We start from the raw sequence: 21,358 nt of genomic DNA, 5'->3' as shown, positions 1-21,358 counted from the left end.
CGCCCGCCAGCGAAACTGATTGATTCCGAGCCGCGAAACGGTCTAACCTAGCGGTCAAACACCGATGCAGCGATCGGTCGCGGATGAAAACGCCCGCGCCGTTTGGCGGCGCGCCGGCAGGATGCGGGAAACCATTTGTTCGATTCCACCCAGCGATCTTTCCACCGGCCGGCCGTAATCGCCGGCGGGCTGGCCGTTTTTACCGTCTACCTGGCCGCCATGGCGCCGGGTATCTTCTGGCGCGACAGCATGGAATTCTGCCTGCTCGGCCATCAACTCGACATCGGCCATCCGGCGGGTTCGCCGACTTTTTCCCTCTTGTCGAAAGCGCTGAGTTTTCTGCCGCTGGCCACGTTGGCCTGGCGCGCCAATCTGCTGAGCGTGCTCGGCGCGCTGGCGGCGGTTTTTCTTTTGTATCGGGCGGCCGTCGCCTGGCTGGAGACATTGCGTTTCGCGGCGCCGGTCCCGGCGCGGTTGTTCGGCGCGGTCGCGGCCCTGGGCTTCGCCTTTTCGCCGGCGTTCTGGTCCTGGAGCGAAGTCGCCGAGGTCTATTCGCTGCAGGCCGCCGTGTTGGCCGGCCTGCTCTGGATGGCGGCGCTCGCCTACCAAGCGGCGGACGATTACCGCTGGCCGGCGGCGATCGGTTTGCTGCTCGGACTGTCGTGCGGCATCCACATGGTGCAGATCCTTTACGCGCCAGCGTTCGGCCTGGCGCTCTGCGTCGGCTCGCGTTGGCGACTCCGGTGGCGCGGCCTGCTGCTGATGATCGGTTTCTTTTTTCTGGGGTTCGCCGTTTTCGCCTATCTGCCGGTTCGCTCGTCGACCGGTCTGCCCTACGATTACGGCAATCCCGAAACGTGGGATGCCTTCCTGGCGCAGATCACCGGCCGCAAATACTCGGGGGTCATTCATCATTTTCCCTGGCAGCGGATCGGGTTCGATTTGAAGAGCCTGTTTTCCCATTTCTGGGACCAGCTCAATCCGGTCCTCGCCGTCGGCGCGCTGATCGGCCTGGGCGTGCTGGCGGCGCGCGCGCCGCGCCTGGCGCTGTTGGTGATCCTGATTTTCTTCGGCCACCTCTACCTTTACATCAAGGATTGGTACCGCGCCTTCGGCTACATCCCGTTGTTTTTGCTGGAAGCGTTGTTGGGCGGGTTGGGGTTGGCCCGGCTCGGGCAATGGGCGACGCGCCGCGGGAAGTCCGGGGCCGCCGGATTGATCGCGGCGGCGGCGTTGCTGTCGGCGGGCGTCGCGGTTTGGGGTGTTGGGCGCAATTGGGCGGAATGCGACCGCCATACCCACGATCTCGCGCAACGGCACGGCAACGGCGTTCTCGCCTCGCTGCCGACCGGCGCGATTCTCGTCGGATTTCAGGATGCCCTGGCGTACAACATGTTTTATCAACAGCTCATCGAGAAATGGCGCCCCGACGTCCGCTTCATTCATCGTGTCTGGCTGGCGTATCCTGACGAACTGGCGCGGCGGTTTCCGGCGTTGCGATTGGCGGATTACGATCCGAACCGGCCGGGCGACGCGCAACGCATGCTGCTGGCCAGCGCCGGGCCGGGCGGCGTTTATTGGGATTATGGCTGGGAGACGCAGCCGCTGATCGAGCCGGCGAACCTGACTCCCCACGGCGTGATCTACCGGTTGGCGGCGGAACCGTGGGATGGCGTCCAGACGGCCGCGGACCGCGATCTCTGGCGCAAATATTTTCTGACGGTCTTGAACAGCCCGCTGGTAGCGCCGCGGGGCTACGACTGGACGGCGCAGGAAATCTATTCGCGGGCCTTCCACTTGCGCGCCAAGCTGCAGGTCGACGCTAGGCGCTGGCCGGCGGCCGAGGCCGAAGCCAAGCTGGCGCTGCACATCCGCCCCGATTTCGCCGAATATCATTCGTTTCTGGGCCTGGTGTACCTGGCCGAAAAACAGTATGAAAACGCCTTGGCCGAGATGGACGAGGCGTTGCAATTGGATTCGCTCTGCGCGCCGTGCTATTACTACCGCGGCCAGTTGCACGCCGCCCTCAAGGACCGGCAAGGATCGCTCGCGGATTACCGCCGCTCTTTCGCCTTGCAGCCGGCCAATTTGGATCTGGCGATCTCGCTGGCGCACGCCTATCTGATCAACGGCATGCCGGCGGAAGCGCTGTCGGTGTTGGCGCAGCACCGCCGCGGCAATCTGAACCGGCGGCAGTGGGTGGAAAACCTGGTGCTGACCGCCGCGACCTACCGGCAGTTGAACCGCTGCGGCGATGTCGCCGCGACCTTGTATCAATTGCGCCGGCTGGAACCCGGACATCCGGCCATCAAACGGTTCGGCCAGGATTGCGGATTGCCGGTCGAGCCAACGACGACGGAAGGAAAATGACCCCGACGGATTTGACCATCATCGTTCCGGTTTACAACGAAATGCGGCGGCTCGAGGCCGGCCTGACCGCGTTGTTGCGCTTTTTGGATACGGCGGGATTGGCGGCGGATTTGCTGGTGGTCGACGACGGTAGCCGCGACGGCACGCCGGACCGGGTGGAAACCCTGTTGCGCGGCCGGGCGGACGCCGCGCTGATCCGCCTGCCGGTCAATCGCGGCAAGGGCTATGCGGTGAAAACCGGAATGCTGGCGGCGCGCGGACGCTGGCGCCTTTTCACCGATATCGACCTGTCGGTGCCGATCGAGGTGGCCGGCGAATTTCTGCGGCTGGGTGAAGCCGGCGCGAGCATCGTCATCGGCACGCGCAAGACCGATCAAAGCCAGGTTCCGGTGCCGCAACCGAAATACCGGAAAATGCTGGGCGAGGTCTTTCGACAAATGACCTTGCGGTTTTTCACTCCCGGCCTCACGGACATCACCTGCGGCTTCAAACTGTTTCGGGCCGACGCGGCCGAAAAACTGTTCGCGCACAGCGCGATCGACCGCTGGAGCTTCGATGCGGAAATCCTCTTTTTGGCGTTGCGGCTCGGCTTCACGGTCCGCGAGATTCCAGTCGTCTGGACCAACAACCCCGAAACCAAGGTTCGCCTGGCGGTGGACTTGCCGCGCAGCCTGCTGGAATTGGCCCGGATTCGTTGGCGTTGGTTGAGCGGCGGGTATACCCGCTAATTCAGCGCGGAAAGACGTGGATGCGGCCGAGGCGCGAAACCGCGACGATCCGCGAGCCGGCCTCGAGCAACGTCCGCAATTCATCCTCCGGAAACACCGACACGCCCCGCGGCTCCAATTCGATCGGCGTCAGTTCGGCCAGATATCCGGGCGCGAGCTCGGCGTACAGGCGGTTATTTCCGAAAACCGTAAACCCGCTGCCGCGCCCGGCGACCGCCGAACGGCCGTAGAGCATCTCTTTCACCTTGTCATGACGCATCAGCACGCTCTTCGTCGTGCCGTCCTTCTCGTCGACGAAGGTATACAGCCAAAAAACGAAGCGTCCGTCGTCGGCGATCAGCGTCACCTCGTCGGGCAGGGGATGGGACAGATGCAACTTGTTGCGATGGATGAAATAAAAAACGAGGCCGTTCTTGTAATGCAACGTGAGCAGGTCTTCCCAATCGGCGCCGGCCAGCCGTTTGCCCCATTTCCAAAGGCGCTGGTGCCAGGGCAGGTCGCTCAAGGCGGCCGAATCGGCGCGGTTGGTGAGGATCGCCGGGTCGATCGGATTCGGCGCCGCAAAGCGATTCGACCAGAGGAGCTTGCCGTTTTTGGTGGCGAAGCAATGGATTTTTTTCGCGTTGACGGCGAAAACGCGATCCTCGTGCACCGTCGGCCAGTCGATCAGGTCGACGGCTTCCGCGACGGTATAGGCCGGTTTGCCGGTCGCCGCGTCCACGGCGCGCAGGCGGCCATTTTCCACGAAAAAGATTTGCCGCCGCCCGGTGTCGAGCCGGGCGCGCCATTGGCCCGATTGGCGTAAAAACGCCGCCCGCTCGCCGAAGAGCGGGGCGGGGCTTTGATACAGCAATTGCAACGATGCGGCGTCGCGCACCTGCGATCCGCCGGCGATTTCCAGCAGCAGGCGATTTTCGAACGGCGCGGGCGCCAGGAGGGCGCCGCCGCTTTCGAGCGTCGCGGCGGCCTGCTCGCGGCCTGTGGCGGGATCGAGCCGACGTAGCGCGGTTCCGGCGATCAGCCAGAGATTGTCATTGTCGGCGGCCAGGCTTGTGAGACCGGCGGCATCGACTTTCCAGAGTTCGTGCCCATCGGCGAGGGAGCAGGCGCGGACGCCGGCGGCGTGGCCGACGAACAACCGGTTTCCGGCGGCGACGGCGTCCGTCACCGGTTCGCCCAATTCGGTTTGCCAGACCGGTTTAAGCGCCCGCGGTGCCGCCGCCGCGACGGCCGCGAAAAAGAGCGCCGCCAGAACAATCGCCGCCCGGATCAGTCCTCTGTTCGCCAATAGTGCTCCCTTACGGATGATGTTTGCCTACTGTTGTTGCGAATCGCCGGTCTGTCAACGGCGTTACCCGGCGTTACCCGGCCTTGCCGCTTGTATGCCCGAGATTAAGATGATAAAAGAATAGGCATTTCCCAGTTGATTGTTTTTTCATTTCGGAGGGAAGATCCATGAAAGGTCGTCGATTCGCGTGTTTCATTTGCCTGCTTGTTTTCGTGGCCGTTATTTTCACGGCTTGCGGCGGCGGGAAAAAAACCAAGCATCAGGCCACGGAGGCGCAACTGGCTTGTAGTAACTACTATGACATCTCGGATTACAAACCCTGCATGGACTACGACAAATTCAAGTATTACGGTTGCGATGAAAACCTCGAACAATGGCGAAAGGATTGCGTTGAGGACTGCATCGCGGCTTTGTACAGTGAATTAGGGACAAAAGCGGGTTGCTCCGGGTCCGATACCTGCGTGGATACCTGCATGGCTACCGACGCACCCGACTGCTTTTGGGGATACTATTATGGCCCCTTTGAAGAATGCGCGCTGACTTACTCTGAATATGCCATCTGGGTTTGCTACCCCGGCCTGCCGAAGAAAGTACAAGAATGCACCCAAGCCTGTTTCGCGGACGAAACGAATAATTGCGATTCGCTACTGGAATGTGTGGACGCGTGTTATCTATAACCCGCCGCTTCACGGCTGGCCGGCGTCCGCCTTTTTCAGGTTGACCATCAGCTCGATCATCTTCGCCATCGGCGTCTGCTCCGACGGCGGCGCATCCAGAATGCTTTTCACCGCTTCGCGGGCTTCTTCGAGCCGCCCGGCATTGAACAGAATCAATCCCTGCAAGGTGCGCAGTTCATCGGGCGCGGCGGCTTTCTGAATGCCGGCGTTGAGTACGCGCAAGGCTTCGTCGGTCATCCCCACCTTGAGATAAACGCTCGCCAGAAAGCGGTAGGCGTCGGTCTGCGTCGGATCCAGGTCGATCGCCTGGGCGGCCAGACGCATCGCCTCGGACGCGTTTTCGTAGAACAACAACTGGGCGTAGCGGCCGAGCAACGCCCCGTTTTGCGGGTACTTCGCGACGGCCGTCGCCAGCAGTTCGCGCGCCCGGGCCGGTTCGTTTTTCGCGACCAGGAATTCGGCTTCGAGCAAGATCGCTTCGGGCGTTTCGCCGAGCGCGGTTTTCACTTGCGCGACGGCTTGCTCCGCTTCATCCAGCCGGCGCAGATCGGTCAGCAGGGTCGCGCGACGCGACAGCAAGGCGGCGTCCGCCGGGCCGGCCTTCAATTGCGCGTCGACCTGCGCCAGCTTTTCCTCGTTGGTGACGCTGGCGCGCACGAGCGAAAGAATGCCGTCCAACTGGCTCAACAGGGCCATGACAGTCGGTTTGGCCTGCATCAGCGACTCGTAATCGGGAATGGCGGCTTTGCGTTTTTCGATCGTCGCGAAGAGATAGCTGCCGGCATTGGCCAGCGATATGTCGGTAATCGCCAATTCGCGCACCTGTTTGGCGGGAGCTTTGACGGGCGATTTATCCGGTTGCGGCGCGAAGGTGATTTCGCTCACCTCCAGGAGTTTCGCGCCGTGGCGGTCGTTGAACAAAACGTTGGCCAGCCGATTGTCGCGGTCGAAGGAAAAAACGGAACTCGGCGCCTGACTCGCCGGCGGCAACAGGCCGACGTTGTAAATGCGGAAATCGCGCCCGGATTGCGACAGGTGCAGTGTGGCCAGGCGATCGGCCAGCACCGGAATCACCTCATCGGGCTTCACGTCGACCGTCGGCTTCGGTTCGGCCGGCTGCTGGGTGGAAATGAAACCGAGATTGATCTGATCCGCGTTCCAGACCAGGGTCGGCTTCATGTGCAGATCGGTCGGAAAACGGAGCAGGGTCTTGTCGTCGGGCAGGTGGACGAACAAGCCCTCGGCGCCGGTGTAGAGGTGGAAATTCATCCACGGCGCGGTGGCGCGGATGGAACTGCCGCGATCGGCGGTCAACGCGAGGCGGGCGTCCAGCGAGTTGGAATAAAGCTGCACCCGCAAACCGATCTCGAACATTTTTTTCTCGGCGACCGTTTTCAGCGTCGCGTGGATCGCGGTCAGAAAATTCCGGCGCGTTTCCTCGATCTTGTCTTCCAACGATAGAAACAAGCGCGCCTGGTCGGCGCGGGGACCGTCCGAAAAACGTTCGAGGTATTGCCGGAACCCGGCCAAGCCGTCCTGAATGTTGACGGAGCTGTACAGAATGTGCGCCTTCCAGAAAAGCGCTTCGCCGCGGACTTCGGTCTGGGCGGCGCTTTGCGCCAGGCTTTCCAGGATGTCGACGAACCGGACGGTATTCGGATCCTTGAAGTCGGTGGTTATCTTCAACATCCATAACGCCACTTCGTCTTTGTGCGCGCTTTCGGGATAGGCTTCGCGGAATGCGTCCAGCAGATTGAACAGGTCATCGCGGTTGTCATCCGGTTCCACCAGCAGCTTTTGAATTTTTGCCCAGGCGGCATCCTCGGTTTCCGGTGCCTGAGAATGCGCGGTGGTGGTCATAAAAAGCGGGAAAATGATCGTGCAAGCGATCAATAAAAAGCGGATTTTTTGCGTCATGAATGGCCTCAATTGGATTTGCCTGCCGGTTTTATCAGGATTTGACCCCATTGCATAGAAAAAAGACAAAAGGATCATGAGGTGGGAAATAATTGAAAATTGTCTAATTAATTGTAATGATTATGGAATGTTGATTCAACGATTTTCCCAGCTTTAAAATGCAATTTTAATAGGAATGAGAAAATCATTGACAATAAGGATAAAACTTGCAATACTTCCATTGGCTCCAAATTGATTTGGAGTGGGTTGAAAAATACGCGAATGCGAACTATGGAGTGATGAGTCATTATACTGTTGCTGTTCCGTTCCGGCACGACGGAGCAGATCAACGGATTGGAAAGGGAAAACCATGGCAACCAAGAAAATCTACACGACTGGTGAAGTTGCTCGCCTGCTTGGGGTCAATATCAACACGGTGATCAAATGGTTCGACGAGAACCGTTTGGAAGGGTTCCGTTTCCCAGGCAGCAATGAGCGGCGGATTTCCACCGCGGGGTTGTACCGTTTCATGGCCAAGAATCAGATGCCGGCCGATCTGTTGGGCGAGGGCGAAACGCCCTGGCAGCGTAAGTTCCGGCGCATTCTCTGCAATGAACCGGCTCGCTTGTTCGTGCGGAACGGCGAGGCCTATGGGCCCTACGAAGCCGTGATTCAAGATCTTTCACGCGGCGGCGCGCGACTCGTGGTCCATGGCGAAAAAGCGCTGATGATTCCCTTCGGGCTGTTCAAGTTGAACGTTTCGGTCATCGACGGGCCGCTCGGCGGCGCCCAATGGCAAGGGGACATCGCCTACCTGCAGCCGAAAGAAGAGAATCTGGGCATCGGCATGCGTTTCGCGGCCCTAAACCTCGAGGAAGAAAACCGACTGATCCAATTCGTCGATCAACGATAATCGGTTTAAACCGTATAAAGTCGATTACAAGGGCAGGCTGAGAAGCCTGCCCTTGTTGTATTTAAACCGTATTTTTTCTCGCGTTGTTTGCCGGCTCGTCTCCTCGGCCGGTTGTCGCCCACCGAAGCGACTCTTCGTTCCCGCCGCGTAGGGATTCCCCGCTCGCTCCAATGGCTCGTCCGATGTGAAAGGTTTAGGTCCTAGGCGGCTTATTCCCAGCCCTTCTTTCAAACAGGGGATAAAGGATCGCCTGTTTGCCGACCGGCCAAGCAACGAAACGAGTAATTGGCGCGATCAATAAAAAAAAGGCCCGCCGAAGCGGGCTGGTAAATATGGCTGACGTTTGGTCAGGCGCGATTTTGTTTCGCTACGTCAACCGAACGATTGTCGCCATGATCAATGCAACGGGCAGCAACATCAGCAAACCGGACACGCTGTATTCAATCATGTTGTCAATCAAGTTCATCAGAACTACCCCTTTGCTTCTGGTTACCGCCCGCATCCCCATAACCCCATCTTCTTCCGGGTAAACCCGAATCCGTTTAGTCCGCGCAGGTCGTGTTGAGGCCCATGCCGTTGTTCAACGCATCGGCCAGGTCATTGGCCAGTTCCAGGTTCGCGCCGTCCAGGATGTAGCTCTCGATTTCGGTGTACGCTTCGCTAACGGTTTCCGCGTCGGTCAGAACCGAATTCAGTTCGGCGAAGTCAGGCATACCGGCCTTGAAGCTGATCTGGTTGCGAAGTTCGTAAGCCGCCAGGTTCAGGGTCAAGCCCGCGAATTGTTTCTTCGCGCGAGCCAAGGGACCGGCATTGCCGTTGATGTTCAGGTAGTACGGGAATTCTTCGTAAGAATTGAATACCGGGGTCAGCTCGAGCGCCAGGTCAACGATCGCCGCCATTTCAGCCGGGGTGTATTTCGCCGATTTCTTGGCGGTGAACTGCTGCTTCCAGAAGCCGATGGTCTTCGGGCAGACAAAATCCGCTTCGTGAATGATCTCGTAGCCGAGGCCGAAATCGACCCAGAACTGATTACTGGTGGACTGGCCGACACCCAGTTCCGTCGCCGTCGTATGGATCAGGTCCGCCGGAACGGTGCTTTCATTAAGGAAAGCCACGAAGCAGAAGCTGCTGTAGCCGGCGATTTGGTAATAGCCCGGATTACCGGCCGCGTCGTTCGAGGTGAAGTCGTAGTCGTAAAGCTCATCATAACCGTCGATGATGCCGTTGCAGTCGTAGTCGCGGAAGAACAGAACCTGCACGTCGTTGATACCCGCATCCGCACCATCATCTTGTTGGCCGTTGCCGTTGGCATCGAACCAAACGTAGTCGCCGATGACGACCGGCACTCCGGCATAAGAGACGGCGCTGAACGCCAGGACCGCCAACACTACACTCGCCAGGACGTAGAATTTCTGCATCTTCATTATTTGCTCCCTTTCCCTTTTATAGGGTGTTGATTACTGCCTCTTTAAGTGCCCATCCATAGGCTTTCATATAATCTGTATCTTCTATATCTTCTTTTATTTTTGCTGTCAACATTTTTTTTAAAATTTTTATAATTTTTTTTATTCGCAATGGCTCATTTTCTGTAAAAGTCTCTTAACTAATTGATATTATTAAGCAAATGTATATTCCAATGCCATTTATCTTTTCTTTTTTCATATTGGGGTCAGTTTTTTTGTTTGGACAACCTTACATTTCAGGGATGCGGAGGATGAAAAAGGTAGTAATTTTTACTCATTCTTCGCGAAAATACCGCCGAACTGAAATGGAAGAGAAAATGCTTTGGATCGGCTATTAAAGAAGTGTTGAGGCGAAGATCGTGTTGATCGCATCCAAGGAAGTCTACCGCCATCTTCATCTTTTTCATGAATTTAAAGACACAATCGTTGTGACGGATAGTCAGTTCTTCATTATCTATTGGAATCCAGCGGCGATCCGGCTCTTCGGCATCGAAGAAACCATGGCTTTAGGGAAGCCGCTGCAGGAGGTGCTTATTACCAAGGGTTCGGCAAAGGTCTTCGAGAAAGCACAGGAGGATTTTCAGCGGACAAACGTCTGGCGTGGTGAAATCCGTTCAGTGAATCAACTGGGCAGAGAAATCTGGCTGGATTGGCTACTGCAACCGCTCCGACTTCCGGAAGTCGATTTCTTCGGGACGATTTCAATCATTAAAGACATCAGCGAATACAAGAGCACCGAAAACAAACTCCGGGAGTCCGAGGAAAAATATCACGCCCTGGTGGATGCCGCCAGCGATTGCCTTTGCGTAGTCGAGGCGGGCCGGGTTCGTTTTGCCAATCCGCGTCTGGTGGAGTTGTTGGACTATTCGCTGGAGGAAATCATCGGCCGGGAAATGGAGCGGTTTTTCACCGCGGACGAATGGGATCGCGTGAAGGAATATTATCGTCGGTATTCCGGCGGCGAGCGGAATATGGCGATTGTGGAAAGCAAGGTGAAGCGCCGGGACGGCACCCAAGTTGAAGTCGATTTTCACGCCAGTCGCATTCCATTCGAGGGCCGTCCAGCCGTTCTGGTCATCATCCGCGACATCTCCGACCGGAAGCGCACGGAGGAAATGATTCGTTCCAGCGAGGAGCGTTATCGATTGTTGGTGGAATTAATCACCGAAGGGGTAGGGATCGTCGATCTGGAGGACAATTTCCTTTTCGTCAATCCGGCCGCGGAACGGATTTTCGACAGCCGATTGACCGGCCGTAACTTTTTCGAATTCGTGGACCAGGAAAACGCGGAGATTCTGCGCGCTCAAACCCGCCGGCGGGTGGCGGGGCATTCGGACGTCTACCATTTGAGAATTGTTCGGCCGAACGGTTCGCGGGCCTATATCATCGTGTCCGCGCGGCCATTGACCGATTTGAATGGGAATACGTCCGCAATTCTGGCCGTCTTCCTGGATGTTACCGATCGCAAACTTTTCGAGGACACTTCCTCGCGCAGCGAGGAACTGTTTCGCCTGGCGTTTCATACCAGCCCCGATTCGATGAATATCAACCGTCTGGTCGATGGTCTCTATGTGGACGTCAATCAAGGCTTTACCGATCTGACCGGCTATACGCGCGAAGATGTGATCGGTCGATCCTCGATCGAAATCAACATCTGGGCGGACTCGGCGGATCGCGAGAAACTGATCCAACGGCTGCGGCAGGATGGCTTCGTACGTGATTTCGAGGCTAACTTCCGGCTGAAAGACGGCCGGATCGCGCCCGGATTGATGTCCGCCCGATTGCTCGATATCCGGGGTGAGCCGCATATTTTGTCAATCGTGCACGATATTTCCGACCGAAAAAATGCGGAAATGGAGCTGGCCAGAAAGACCACCCATTTGCAGACCCTATTGCAGGCGATCCCGGACATCGTCTATTTCAAGGACCAGCAAGGCCGCAACATGCTGGTCAACCGGGCATTCGAGCGGATGGTCGGTCGCACTACCGAGGAGTTGATCGGTAAAACCGACGCGGAATTGTTTCCTCCCGATCTGGCGGAATACTGCCGGCGTAGCGACGAAGCCGTTTTTCGCGAAAAGCGGCCATTGCGGTTCGAAGAGGAAAATCCTTTGCCGGAAGGCGGCATACAATATTTTGAATCCATCAAGTCGCCGATTCTGGATGATTCGGGCGAGCCGATCGGCATGGTCGGCGTCAGCCGCGATATCACCGATCGTAAAAAGGCCGAACACGCCTTGGCGGAGTCGGAAAAAACGTTGCGGGCGATCTTTTCCTCCTCGCCGATCGGGATTGGCGTGGTGCGGAATCGCATCCTGGACTGGTACAACGACGCGATGGCCGCGATGCTCGGGCGCGACAAACAGGAACTGATCGGCCAAAGCGCCAGGGTTCTTTACCCGAGCGATGAAGAATACGCACGCGTCGGCGAAATCGCTTACCATTTGGACAATCCGCTTGGATACTGCGAGACGGAGACCAAATGGGTCCGCAAGGACGGCGTGTTGTTTGATGCCTGGATTCGCCTGGCGTCCATCGGTAAGCCGGCGGAAAAAGCGGTGATCGCCACGGTCATCGACATCAGCGACAATAAGCGATCCGAACAGGAGAAACGGAAGCTCGAGGAGCAATTGCGGCAATCGCAAAAGATGGAAGCAATCGGCCGTCTGGCCGGTGGGGTGGCGCACGATTTCAACAATTTGCTGACGGCGATTCAGGGTTATGCCGAAATATTGTCGCTGGCCTTGCCGCCCGCCGATCCGCTCTTTCAGGATGCGCAGGAAATCAAATACGCCGCCGATCGAGCCGCCGCGTTGACCCAGCAGTTGCTGGCCTTCAGCCGAAAACAATTGATCGCCCCGAAAATCATCGACCTCAATGACGTCCTGAGCCGGGCGCAACGGATGCTCGGGCGGATCATCGGCGAGGATATCCAGTTGCAGTTCAACCCCGCGCCCGACCTGTGGGCGGTCATGGCCGATCCGCATCAAATCGACCAGATTCTGGTCAACCTGTCGGTGAACGCGCGCGACGCCATGCCGACCGGGGGCATCCTGTCGATCAAGACCGCGAACTGCCGGTTGGACGAGTTTTTCTGCGCCGATCATCCGGAGATCGTTCCGGGCGATTATGTGCTGTTGTCCATCAGCGACACGGGGATCGGCATGGATTCCACCTTGTTGAAAAACATCTTCGAGCCGTTTTTCACCACGAAGGACAAGGACAAAGGCACCGGCTTGGGGCTGGCGATGGTCTATGGCATCGTGCAGCAGAACCGGGGGGTGATCGGCGTATATTCCGAACCCGGGATCGGCACGACGTTCAATATTTATTTGCCGCGGGCGGCCGAACGTGCATCAGACCGCTTGGAAGAGCATTCGCCGGCGCTGGCGACCGGCCGGGAAACCATCCTGGTGGTCGAGGACGAGGACACCGTCCGGCGGTTGGCGGAAAAGATCCTGCGCAAATTGGGTTACCGGGTACTGGCTGCGGCAACCCTCTCGGAAGCGCAAGAGCATTGTCTCGCCATGGCGCGGAAAATCGACTTGCTGCTCACCGACGTGATCATGCCGGCCCTAAACGGAAAGGAATTGTACAATCGCTTGCGGGAGATCATTCCGGAATTGAAAGTGGTTTATATGTCGGGATACACCGAGGACATCATCGCACACCAAGGGGCGCTCAGAGAGGGTACGCACTTTATTCAGAAGCCGTTTTCGATCGAGACCCTGTCGTTAAAAATTCGCCAGGCCTTGGAGAATTAATCGGCTTCGTGGCGGCCGCCGGCCTGCAGTCATGATAACGCCTTGATATAAATCAGCAGGTCGTCTCCGTCCTTATAAAAATTCGGAATCCGCCCGGCGACCACAAAACCTTCTTTCTCATAGAATTTCATCGTGCCTTGATAGGATTCCTGCGAGGACGTTTCGACGCGGATGATCCGGCCGCCGATCAGTTGCAAGTCTCCCTCCATGGCGGCCAGCAATTGGCGCCCGATATGCTTGCCGCGATGGGTCGAGTCCACGACGATCCAGTACAAATCGTAGGTATGCGTCGTCATCGGCGTCGAGCCGTAACAGACATATCCCAGGTAGTCCGAGCCGTCCGGACCGTTTTCGTCCAGCGCCACCAGGCAGCGATAACCGCTGGAATCCGGCCGTTCGATGGAATCGTCGATCAATTCCAGCGCAACCGCCGCTTCTTCAGACGTGAAATTGTCGGTGCGGCGCAACAGGGCGGCCAACGGCTCGCGGTCTTGTTTAAGAATGGGTCGGATTTTCATGGGTTCCCTTCAAGGATGCGCCGGCGAGGATTTGGGCGATCAAATCCGGATATTCGACTCCGGCGGATCGCGCGGCGACCGCCAGGCCGGCTTCGGGGTCGAGGTCGTTGTTCGGGTTCACGTCGATCACCGCCGGCCGGCCTTGCTCGTTCAGCCGCATATCGACGCGTCCGTAGCTGGTGCCGCCCAGCGCGAGAAACGTCGTCCGGGCGATCCGTAAAATTTCCTCGCGCAGCTCCGCGGGCAGATCGTCGCGACACGGGCGGGAATAGGCCGCGAATTCCGGCGATTCGGGAAGCCACTTGCAATCGTAGGTGACGATCGGTTCGTGCCCGGCCGGAAAGCAATCGAACACGATTTCGGTCGGCACCACGTGGCCCGCGAACGGATCGGGAAAGACGGCCACGTTGATTTCCTTGCCCGGCAGATATTCCTCGACGAGCGCCGGCGCCGGCAAGTGTTCCAGCAGCCAGGCGACCCGCCGGTGCAAGGCGGAAAAGTCGCGCACGATGGAATCCTGATCGATCCCGATGGAACCGTCGGTCCGGGCCGGTTTGACGAACAAAGGGAAGCGCAAACCGGCGACGAGAGCGGGTGAAAGATCGCCGATCCGGTGAATCGCCAGGCCTTGCGGCGTCGGGATGCCCTGGGCGGCGAGCAGTTTTTTGGTCTCGTCCTTGGCGTGCGCCAGGTGCAAAGCCCGTGGGCCATTGCCGGTATAAGGGATTTGCAGCGCTTCGAGCAGCAGCGGCAGCTCGGCCTCGCGCGAGGCGTCGCTCGCCAGCGTCTCGACCAGGTTGAAAACGACCTCGATGCTCAGGCGACGCAATTCGGCGGGTAGGTGATCCAGTGAATCGCTGGCCTGCAGGATCGTTACTTCGTGCCCTTGCGCGCGCAAGATTTCGGCGATTTTGGCGGCGGTTTGCGCGACCTCGGCGTCGGCCTCGAAAGTCAGAGGTTCATCGGGCCCGGCGGTCGCCGGCCGGGAGAGGAAATCGATATTGTGGATGACCGCGATCCGTTTTTTTCCGTCGCGGGCAACAGCCGTTTTCATGATTGCCGGTATATCCGTTTCGCCGTCGATTGATCAAATTTGAGGCTATGGTAAGGGCGCCGGTGATGATGTCAAGGGAATTCCGGATCGTCAGGCAAATGGTTGTTGTTCCGGCCTGAAAGGTTTGTGTATCATCGACCGAGCGCCAATGCCTCGCGCAGGGTGACAATAATCCGGGTTGGTCGTCAGGATAGGGGAAATAAATGAAAAATATCTCCAGGCTGTTCCTATTTCTGATTCTGTCGCTCTGGTGTTTCGGCGCGGGTTGCTCATCCGACGAGGATTGCGATTGCGCCGACCCTTCGCCGGCCGACGACGACACCGCCGCGGACGGAACCGACGACGACAACGACGACGACAACGACCATGAAGAGACGCCCGCGCCGCCGGTTCTCTCCGCAACTGAAAAAGTGGTGCCGTCGGACGGCCTGCCCGCGGCGGTCGATTTGCAGCCGGCCAACAACAACCTGGACGTCACGCGCCACGACGGCCGCGTCTTTCTGGCGTTTCGCACGGCGCCTTCCCATTTCGCGAGCGACCAGGCCACGCTCTATGTCGTCAGCAGCGCCGATCAGGCGCAATGGGATCTGGAGACGAGCATCCACCGGGGGGCCGACTTGCGCGAACCGCGCCTGCTATCGTGGAACGGTAAGCTGTTTTTGTACTTTGCCGTTCTCGGCACGAACCCGCTCGATTTCCAGCCGCAAGGCATGATGGTCACCGAGTACCGGGGGCCGGGCGATTGGTCGGAGCCGGAATTTTTCTATGAGGAAGGGTTCATCCCCTGGCGGGCCAAGGTCATCGACGACGTGCCGTACCTGCTGACCTATGTCGGCGGCGAGAACATCTACGATGTCGATCCCGAACCGATGGAGGTTCATTGGTTGACCACTGCCGACGGCTATCAATGGGAGCCGGTGGTTCCGGGACAGCCGGTCGTCATCACCGGCGGCAGTTCCGAGACCGATTTCGTTTTTCTGGACGACGGTTCGCTGGTGGCGGTCAGCCGCAACGAGATGGGCGACAAACGCGGTTTCGGCACCAATATCTGCCGGGCCGCGGCCGACAACCTGGGCGATTGGGAGTGCGTCAACGATCCGCGGAAGTACGATTCGCCGCTCGTTTTCCGGCACGGCGAGGAAGTGTACCTGATCGGGCGACGCAATCTGAACGGCACCGGAGATTACGACCTCGGGTATGACGACCTTTCGCCGGCTTTGCAACATCTGCTGTACGAGCTCGATTATTGGATCGCGCCGAAGCGGACCGCGCTCTGGCGAATTGATCCCGAATCCCTGAGCGTCGAGTTCGTGCTGGATTTCCCTTCGCGCGGCGACACCTGTTTTCCGGGTCTGCTGCAAGATTCCGCCGCCGAATTTTGGGTCTACAATTACAGTTCGCCGCTCCGAGGACCGGATACGATCTGGCTCTTGGGTCAATTGAGCCCGACGTACATTTTCCGCACCCGGATGGTTTTCCCGGAGTAAATCGCCGGTTCCGCGGGGAGTGCCATGATTCACCCGGCCCGAATTCAAGCCCTCAATCGCCAGGCGCCGACCGCCGGCCGCTACGTGCTTTATTGGATGCAACAATCGCAGCGGGCGCTCGACAACCATGCCTTGGAATTCGCGGTTCGCGCCGCCAACGAACGCCGGCAACCGCTGGTGGTGTGTTTCGCGCTCGTCGACGACTATCCGGGCGCCAATCTCCGGCATTACGTTTTTCTTTTACAGGGGTTGCTCGAAACCCGATCCCGACTGGCCGAACGCGGTATCCGCCTGACCGTTCGCCAGGGGCGGCCGAATCGGGTCGTACCCCTGCTGGCCGACCAGGCTTCGCTGGTCGTCACCGATTGCGGCTATCTGCGCCACCAACGGGCCTGGCGGCAGGATCTGGCGCAAAAACTGAACCGGCCGTTGATTCAGGTCGAAAGCGATGTCGTCGTGCCGGTGGAATTGGCCAGTCGAAAAGAAGAGTTCGGCGCCTATACGCTGCGGCCGAAGATCCACCGGCTGTTGCCGGAATTCCTGCAACCGTTGACGTCCACGCCCGTCCGTTGCCCGTCGATCCATCTGGAACTGCCCGGCGAGGAACTCCCGCTCGATCCGGCCGGCATTTTGTCGCGGTTGCGGGTGGCGCGTGACGTGCCGCCGGTCGCCGATTGTCCCGGCGGCACTTCCCGCGCTCTGGAATTGCTGGAGCGGTTCGCCGCACGACGATTGAACGACTACGAAAGGCTGCGCAACGATCCGACCCGTGACGCCACCTCGCGGCTCAGTCCGTACTTGCATTTCGGGCAAATCTCGCCGCTGACGATCGCATTGAGGGTGCGGCGAAAAAAACTCCCGGCCCGGGAAGCGTTTCTCGAGGAGCTGATTGTCCGCCGCGAACTGGCGATGAACCATGCCCACTTCAATCCCTGGTACGACGATTTGGCCGGTCTGCCCGCTTGGGCTCTCCGAACCTTGCACGAGCACCGGAGCGATCCGCGCGAATATCACTACTCGCCGGAGGATTGGGAACAGGCCCGGACGCACGACCCCTACTGGAACGCCGCGCAACGGGAAATGGTTCTCACCGGCCGGATGCCCGGCTACCTGCGAATGTATTGGGGAAAGAAGATTCTCGAATGGACGCCGACGCCCGAGGAGGCCTTTCGGATCGCCGTTTGGCTGAACGATAAGTACGAATTGGACGGCCGCGATCCGAACGGCTATGCCGGCATCGCCTGGTGCTTCGGCAAGCACGACCGCGCCTGGGGCGAACGGGCCGTCTTCGGGAAAATTCGCTACATGAACGACCAAGGACTGCGCCGGAAATTCGACGCCGACGGCTACGTTCGCCAGGTCGAGAAAATCGCGAAACGCTTCTCGCGAGCGGCAGCGAAATCAGGGCAGGGTACGGGCCACCCGTAAGCCGACCAGCGGACTGCGGGCATCGGGGGCGGCTTTGCCCCGATAGGCTGCGCGGCAAAACGTCGCCGGATCGAACCAACTGCCGCCGCGAACGCCGCGCCGCAGGGTGGTCAGCCGCGGTCCCGTGGGGTCGTGGGTAATATTTCCCGGATAGGGCGCATACCAATCCCAAATCCATTCCGCGACGTTGCCGTGCATTTCGTAAAGGCCGAGCGGATTGGGCTTGAAACTCTTCACCGGCATGGTTTGTTCGCGGTTTTCTCCGGCCGGACAGGAAGGCAGCGGATAGCCGCCGTGGTAATTGGCTTGTGTCGTCTCGAGGCAGGAACCGGCGGCAAAAGGCGTGGTCGTGCCGGCGCGCGCCGCGTATTCCCATTCCGCTTCCGTCGGTAGGCGGTATCCCCGGCAGCGAACCGACCAGAGGACGCCGTTTCTTTTCAGTCGATAGCACGGGGATAATCCGTCGGCGACGGAGAGGCGGTTGCAAAACTCGGCCGCTTCGAACCAGGTGATGTTTTCAACCGGAGACGCCGGCCCGCCGTCTTTAAACCGGCTGGGATTGACGCCCATCAACTTTTGCCATTGTTCCTGGGTAACTTCTGTGGCCCCGATCGCGAACGGCCGATCGATCACGACCCATTGTTCGACCTCATCGGATAGCCGCCGGGGTTCATTGAGTGGCGAGCCGCGCAGGAAGCGACCCGCGGAGAGGGGGACCATTTCGATGCCCGATTTGCTCACGGCCGGCGGGGAGTCGCCGGAGCATGAGATCCAGGCCGGAAACGCGAGCAGAAAAAACGCGGCCAGCCATCTTCCCAGGCGCGGAAAGCAAACACCGCGATCGGCTTCGTGTGCGGATGGTTTTTTGGTATCGGCTGACATCGGTCCATTATAGCGGCGTCAAATGGCGGAGTGAAAGATTGTTTTTTAATCGGCCGGCGGCGTCGCCGTTCCGTCCAGGACATCCCGCACCTTACGGACCAGGCTTTGGAGGGAAAACGGTTTGTTGATAAAGGGGATTTTTTCATCCAGGACGCCGTGTTCGCCGATCATGTCCTCGGGATAACCGGACATGAAAAGCACCTTCATCTCCGGTTTCAGGTCCTGCAGATTCTGGTACAGATCGCGCCCGTTCATCTCCGGCATGATGACATCGGTCAATAAAAGATGGATCGGATCCGTGCGCTGTTTGGCCAGCAGATAGGCACTGCCGCCGTCCGCCGCCTCCAAAATTTGGTACCCATGAAGGGTGAGCACTTTTTTCGCCAGGCCGCGAACCAGCGATTCGTCCTCGACGAGCAGGATCGTTTCCCAGCCGTGCGGCGCGGCGTTGACCGGCTCGGCGGTCAACTGCGCCGGGGTTTCCGGCGACCACGGAAAGTAAAGATGAAACGCGGTGCCGGCGCCGGGAGCCGATTCGACCAGGATCCAGCCCTGGTTTTGCTTGACGATGCCGTAGATTGTCGCCAATCCCAGACCCGTGCCCTTGTCCTTGCTTTTCGTGGTGAAGAAGGGCTCGAAAAGGTGTTCCATCACCTCAGGGCTCATTCCCGTCCCGGTGTCCCGTACCGTCAACAAGATGAAGCGCCCGGGGCGGGCTTCGGGATTGGCGTGGCATTCCTCTTCGCTCAGGGTGAGCGGGGCGGTCGCAATGGTCAGCCGGCCGCCGTTGGGCATGGCGTCGCGGGCGTTGACGGCCAGGTTGATTAAAATTTGATCGAGTTGATGCGCGTCGGCCTTGACCGAACCCTGCAGATCGCCGGGTTCGAAAATCAGCCGCACGTCCTCGCCGATGACGCGCTCGAGCATGCGGATGGAATGGCCGATCAATTCGTTGAGGTCGAGCGGTTGCGGATTGATCATCTGCTTGCGACTGAAAGCCAGCAACTGTTGCGTCAGAAATGAGGCGCGCTCGGCGGCGCGTTGGATTTCCTCGATTTCCAGGCGCAACGGATCGCTGCCGTGCAATGATTTCAAGGCGATTTCCGCATAACCGTGAATCCCGGTCAGCAGGTTGTTGAAGTCGTGCGCCACTCCACCGGCCAGGCGGCCGACCGCTTCCATCTTTTGCGATTGCAAGAACTGTTGTTGCAGCCGTTCGCGTTCGGCCTCGGCCTTTTTGGCTTCGGTGATATCGCGCGCCAGAACCTGATAAGCCTTGACTTCGTTGTTGGTTAAAAGCGGCACGATGTGATGCTCGACCCAGCGCCGCTCGCCGTCCGGCGTCCGGATTTCCAGGATCAACGCCGGGCCTTTTCGCTCCGCCAGAATCGTCGCCAGGAGATGCTGCATGGCGTCCAGGTCCTCGGTCCGGTAAAGCCCCAAATCCTGAAAGCGGGCGCCGATCAAGTGTTCGCGAGGCAGTCTGGTGATGTGCGAAGTGGCGAGGTTGCAGTCGAGGATATGGCCCTCGCGCGAGAGCATGATCACGGCTTCCGGCATGCTGTGAAACAGCGTGCGATAACGCGTTTCGCTTTGCCGGAGCGCTTCTTCTATGGCCTTGTGTTCGGTGATGTCGTCGGCGATTCCCATTATAAATTGGGGGCGGTGTTCGGCGTCGAAGATCGGCACCTTGATGGTGTGCAGGTAGCGGCGGCCCAACGTCAGGCTGTCGATCGGCTCGTCGACGATTTCGATCGCTTCGCCTTTTTCAAAGGCTTCCCAGTCTTTTTGCCGGAAAAAATCGGCTTGTTCCCTCGAAAAGAAGTCGTAGTCGGTTTTGCCCATCAATTCCTGGCGCGGCCGGCCGATCAGGGTTTCGTTGGCGCGATTGACCAGGACGAATTGACCGGTCGGCGCGTCCTTGACGAAGATGGCCGACGGCAGGTGATTGATGACGTTCAACAAAAACGTCTGGTTTTTCTGCAGTTCGATATAGGCCTGTCGCTTTTCCGTGACGTCCATGACGATGGCGGCGAATTGATCGGCCTGGGGGCTGAAGAGATTGATTTCCACGTAACTGCCGAACACCACGGCATGGTATTCGAAACGTTCGGGTTTGCCGGTTTGCCGAACCAGATTGGCTTTCTGCATCCAGAGAACGGCGCGGTCGCCGATCAGCTCGTACATGGTCTTGCCGACGAATTGTTCCCGGGGGATCGAGATCGCCTTGTAAAACGGCGGATTCGCGTCCAGCATCAACAAATCGACGATTTCCCCCTGCTCATTCTGGATGGCTTGCATCAGCATAAAGCCGTTCATCATTTCATTGAACAGCAACCGATATTGATCCCGGGCGGTCGCATAATTGTCGACGAGTTGTCGTTGCTCGGTGATGTCGCGGGCAATCGCGAAAATCGCGAACTGATTCCTTTCCGGCAGGGGCAGCCGAGTCACGGACCAATCGATCCAGATACGCTCGCCTTGACGGACCGAATAAGAGGTTTGACCGCGCCAAAAGCCGGTTCGGTCAATGGCGTCCGCCACTTGCGGTGGCGGCTGAGTCGGATTCAGGGAACGCAATAATTCCTGGGCCGACCGGCCTTCGGCGTCGGCGCGGGAAATGCCGAAGATCCGCTCCATGGCCTTGTTCCAGAAAACAATGCGAAAAGCCGCGTCGGTGACGATGATCGCATCGTTCACTTGATCGAAAAAATCGCGATCAAACGGCAATTGCAAGGTATTGGAGTTCACGCCCGATCCTTTTGGAATATATTTTAATAATAATTCTTTTATCTCAATCCGGCAAATAAAAACCGTCAACCGAAAGGTATTATAATTTCGTTAATCGGTCGTTGTCGAGACGCAAGAGAAGTGTTGCCAAACCGCCGGG

15 protein-coding genes are annotated in these 21,358 nt (G+C 58.6%); 8 read left to right on the top strand and 7 right to left on the bottom strand.

All coding sequences use genetic code 11. From position 1 onward, the window contains the following. Positions 1–135: 135 nt before the first annotated feature. Positions 136–2,370 carry a DUF2723 domain-containing protein gene (locus tag GX444_03300; protein ID NLH47611.1) on the top strand — a complete coding sequence of 745 codons (2,235 nt, stop codon included), beginning with the start codon at positions 136–138 and terminating at the stop codon, positions 2,368–2,370. Continuing rightward, positions 2,367–3,098 (top strand): glycosyltransferase, encoded by a 732-nt coding sequence (locus tag GX444_03295; protein NLH47610.1) that lies wholly within the window; start codon positions 2,367–2,369, stop codon positions 3,096–3,098. The genes GX444_03300 and GX444_03295 overlap by 4 nt, the downstream gene beginning before the upstream one ends. 1 nt (position 3,099) lies before the next feature. Here GX444_03295 and GX444_03290 read toward each other — a convergent pair whose 3' ends face one another. Further along, positions 3,100–4,386, bottom strand: coding sequence for a PQQ-binding-like beta-propeller repeat protein (locus GX444_03290; protein NLH47609.1), 1,287 nt, complete (start codon positions 4,384–4,386; stop codon positions 3,100–3,102). 167 nt (positions 4,387–4,553) lie between these two features. Between GX444_03290 and GX444_03285 the strand changes: the two genes are divergently transcribed. Next, positions 4,554–5,063: a hypothetical protein gene (locus GX444_03285; protein NLH47608.1), complete on the top strand. Its 510-nt coding sequence runs from the start codon at positions 4,554–4,556 to the stop codon at positions 5,061–5,063. 9 nt (positions 5,064–5,072) lie between these two features. Here the strand turns inward: GX444_03285 and GX444_03280 are convergent, their stop codons facing one another. After that, positions 5,073–6,980 carry a tetratricopeptide repeat protein gene (locus GX444_03280; protein ID NLH47607.1) on the bottom strand — a complete coding sequence of 636 codons (1,908 nt, stop codon included), beginning with the start codon at positions 6,978–6,980 and terminating at the stop codon, positions 5,073–5,075. A 349-nt stretch (positions 6,981–7,329) separates the two neighbouring features. Between GX444_03280 and GX444_03275 the strand changes: the two genes are divergently transcribed. Next, positions 7,330–7,872, top strand: a complete 543-nt coding sequence (locus GX444_03275; protein NLH47606.1) for a helix-turn-helix domain-containing protein — start codon at positions 7,330–7,332, stop codon at positions 7,870–7,872. Positions 7,873–8,126: 254 nt separating this feature from the next. Continuing rightward, positions 8,127–8,402: a hypothetical protein gene (locus GX444_03270; GenBank protein NLH47605.1), complete on the top strand. Its 276-nt coding sequence runs from the start codon at positions 8,127–8,129 to the stop codon at positions 8,400–8,402. A gap of 12 nt (positions 8,403–8,414) precedes the next feature. Here the strand turns inward: GX444_03270 and GX444_03265 are convergent, their stop codons facing one another. Next, positions 8,415–9,296 (bottom strand): hypothetical protein, encoded by an 882-nt coding sequence (locus GX444_03265; protein NLH47604.1) that lies wholly within the window; start codon positions 9,294–9,296, stop codon positions 8,415–8,417. A gap of 398 nt (positions 9,297–9,694) precedes the next feature. On the opposite strand from GX444_03265, the gene GX444_03260 reads away from it, so the two are divergent. Then, positions 9,695–13,099, top strand: a complete 3,405-nt coding sequence (locus GX444_03260; protein ID NLH47603.1) for a PAS domain S-box protein — start codon at positions 9,695–9,697, stop codon at positions 13,097–13,099. 29 nt (positions 13,100–13,128) lie between these two features. Here the strand turns inward: GX444_03260 and GX444_03255 are convergent, their stop codons facing one another. After that, positions 13,129–13,617 (bottom strand): GNAT family N-acetyltransferase, encoded by a 489-nt coding sequence (locus GX444_03255; protein ID NLH47602.1) that lies wholly within the window; start codon positions 13,615–13,617, stop codon positions 13,129–13,131. Further along, the gene (locus tag GX444_03250; GenBank protein NLH47601.1) at positions 13,595–14,671 is read right to left on the bottom strand and encodes a D-alanine--D-alanine ligase; all 1,077 of its coding nucleotides are present in this window, start codon (positions 14,669–14,671) and stop codon (positions 13,595–13,597) included. Before GX444_03250 ends, GX444_03255 begins: the two co-directional genes overlap by 23 nt. Positions 14,672–14,874: 203 nt before the next feature. Between GX444_03250 and GX444_03245 the strand changes: the two genes are divergently transcribed. Together GX444_03245 and GX444_03240 are read left to right on the top strand one after the other, a co-directional pair. Next, positions 14,875–16,158: a hypothetical protein gene (locus GX444_03245; GenBank protein ID NLH47600.1), complete on the top strand. Its 1,284-nt coding sequence runs from the start codon at positions 14,875–14,877 to the stop codon at positions 16,156–16,158. Positions 16,159–16,182: 24 nt separating this feature from the next. Continuing rightward, positions 16,183–17,586 carry a deoxyribodipyrimidine photolyase gene (locus GX444_03240; protein ID NLH47599.1) on the top strand — a complete coding sequence of 468 codons (1,404 nt, stop codon included), beginning with the start codon at positions 16,183–16,185 and terminating at the stop codon, positions 17,584–17,586. On the opposite strand, the gene GX444_03235 is transcribed toward GX444_03240, so the two are convergent. Together GX444_03235 and GX444_03230 are read right to left on the bottom strand one after the other, a co-directional pair. Continuing rightward, positions 17,560–18,306 (bottom strand): formylglycine-generating enzyme family protein, encoded by a 747-nt coding sequence (locus GX444_03235; GenBank protein ID NLH47598.1) that lies wholly within the window; start codon positions 18,304–18,306, stop codon positions 17,560–17,562. The genes GX444_03240 and GX444_03235 overlap by 27 nt on opposite strands. Before the next feature lie 207 nt (positions 18,307–18,513). Then, complete coding sequence (locus GX444_03230) at positions 18,514–21,219, bottom strand: PAS domain S-box protein (protein ID NLH47597.1); 2,706 nt, start codon at positions 21,217–21,219, stop codon at positions 18,514–18,516. Between the last annotated feature and the right edge of the window lie 139 nt (positions 21,220–21,358).

This window comes from Myxococcales bacterium (assembly GCA_012517325.1).
Taxonomy (GTDB): Bacteria; Lernaellota; Lernaellaia; order Lernaellales; family Lernaellaceae; genus JAAYVF01.
This window is presented reverse-complemented; position numbering and strand designations above follow the sequence as displayed.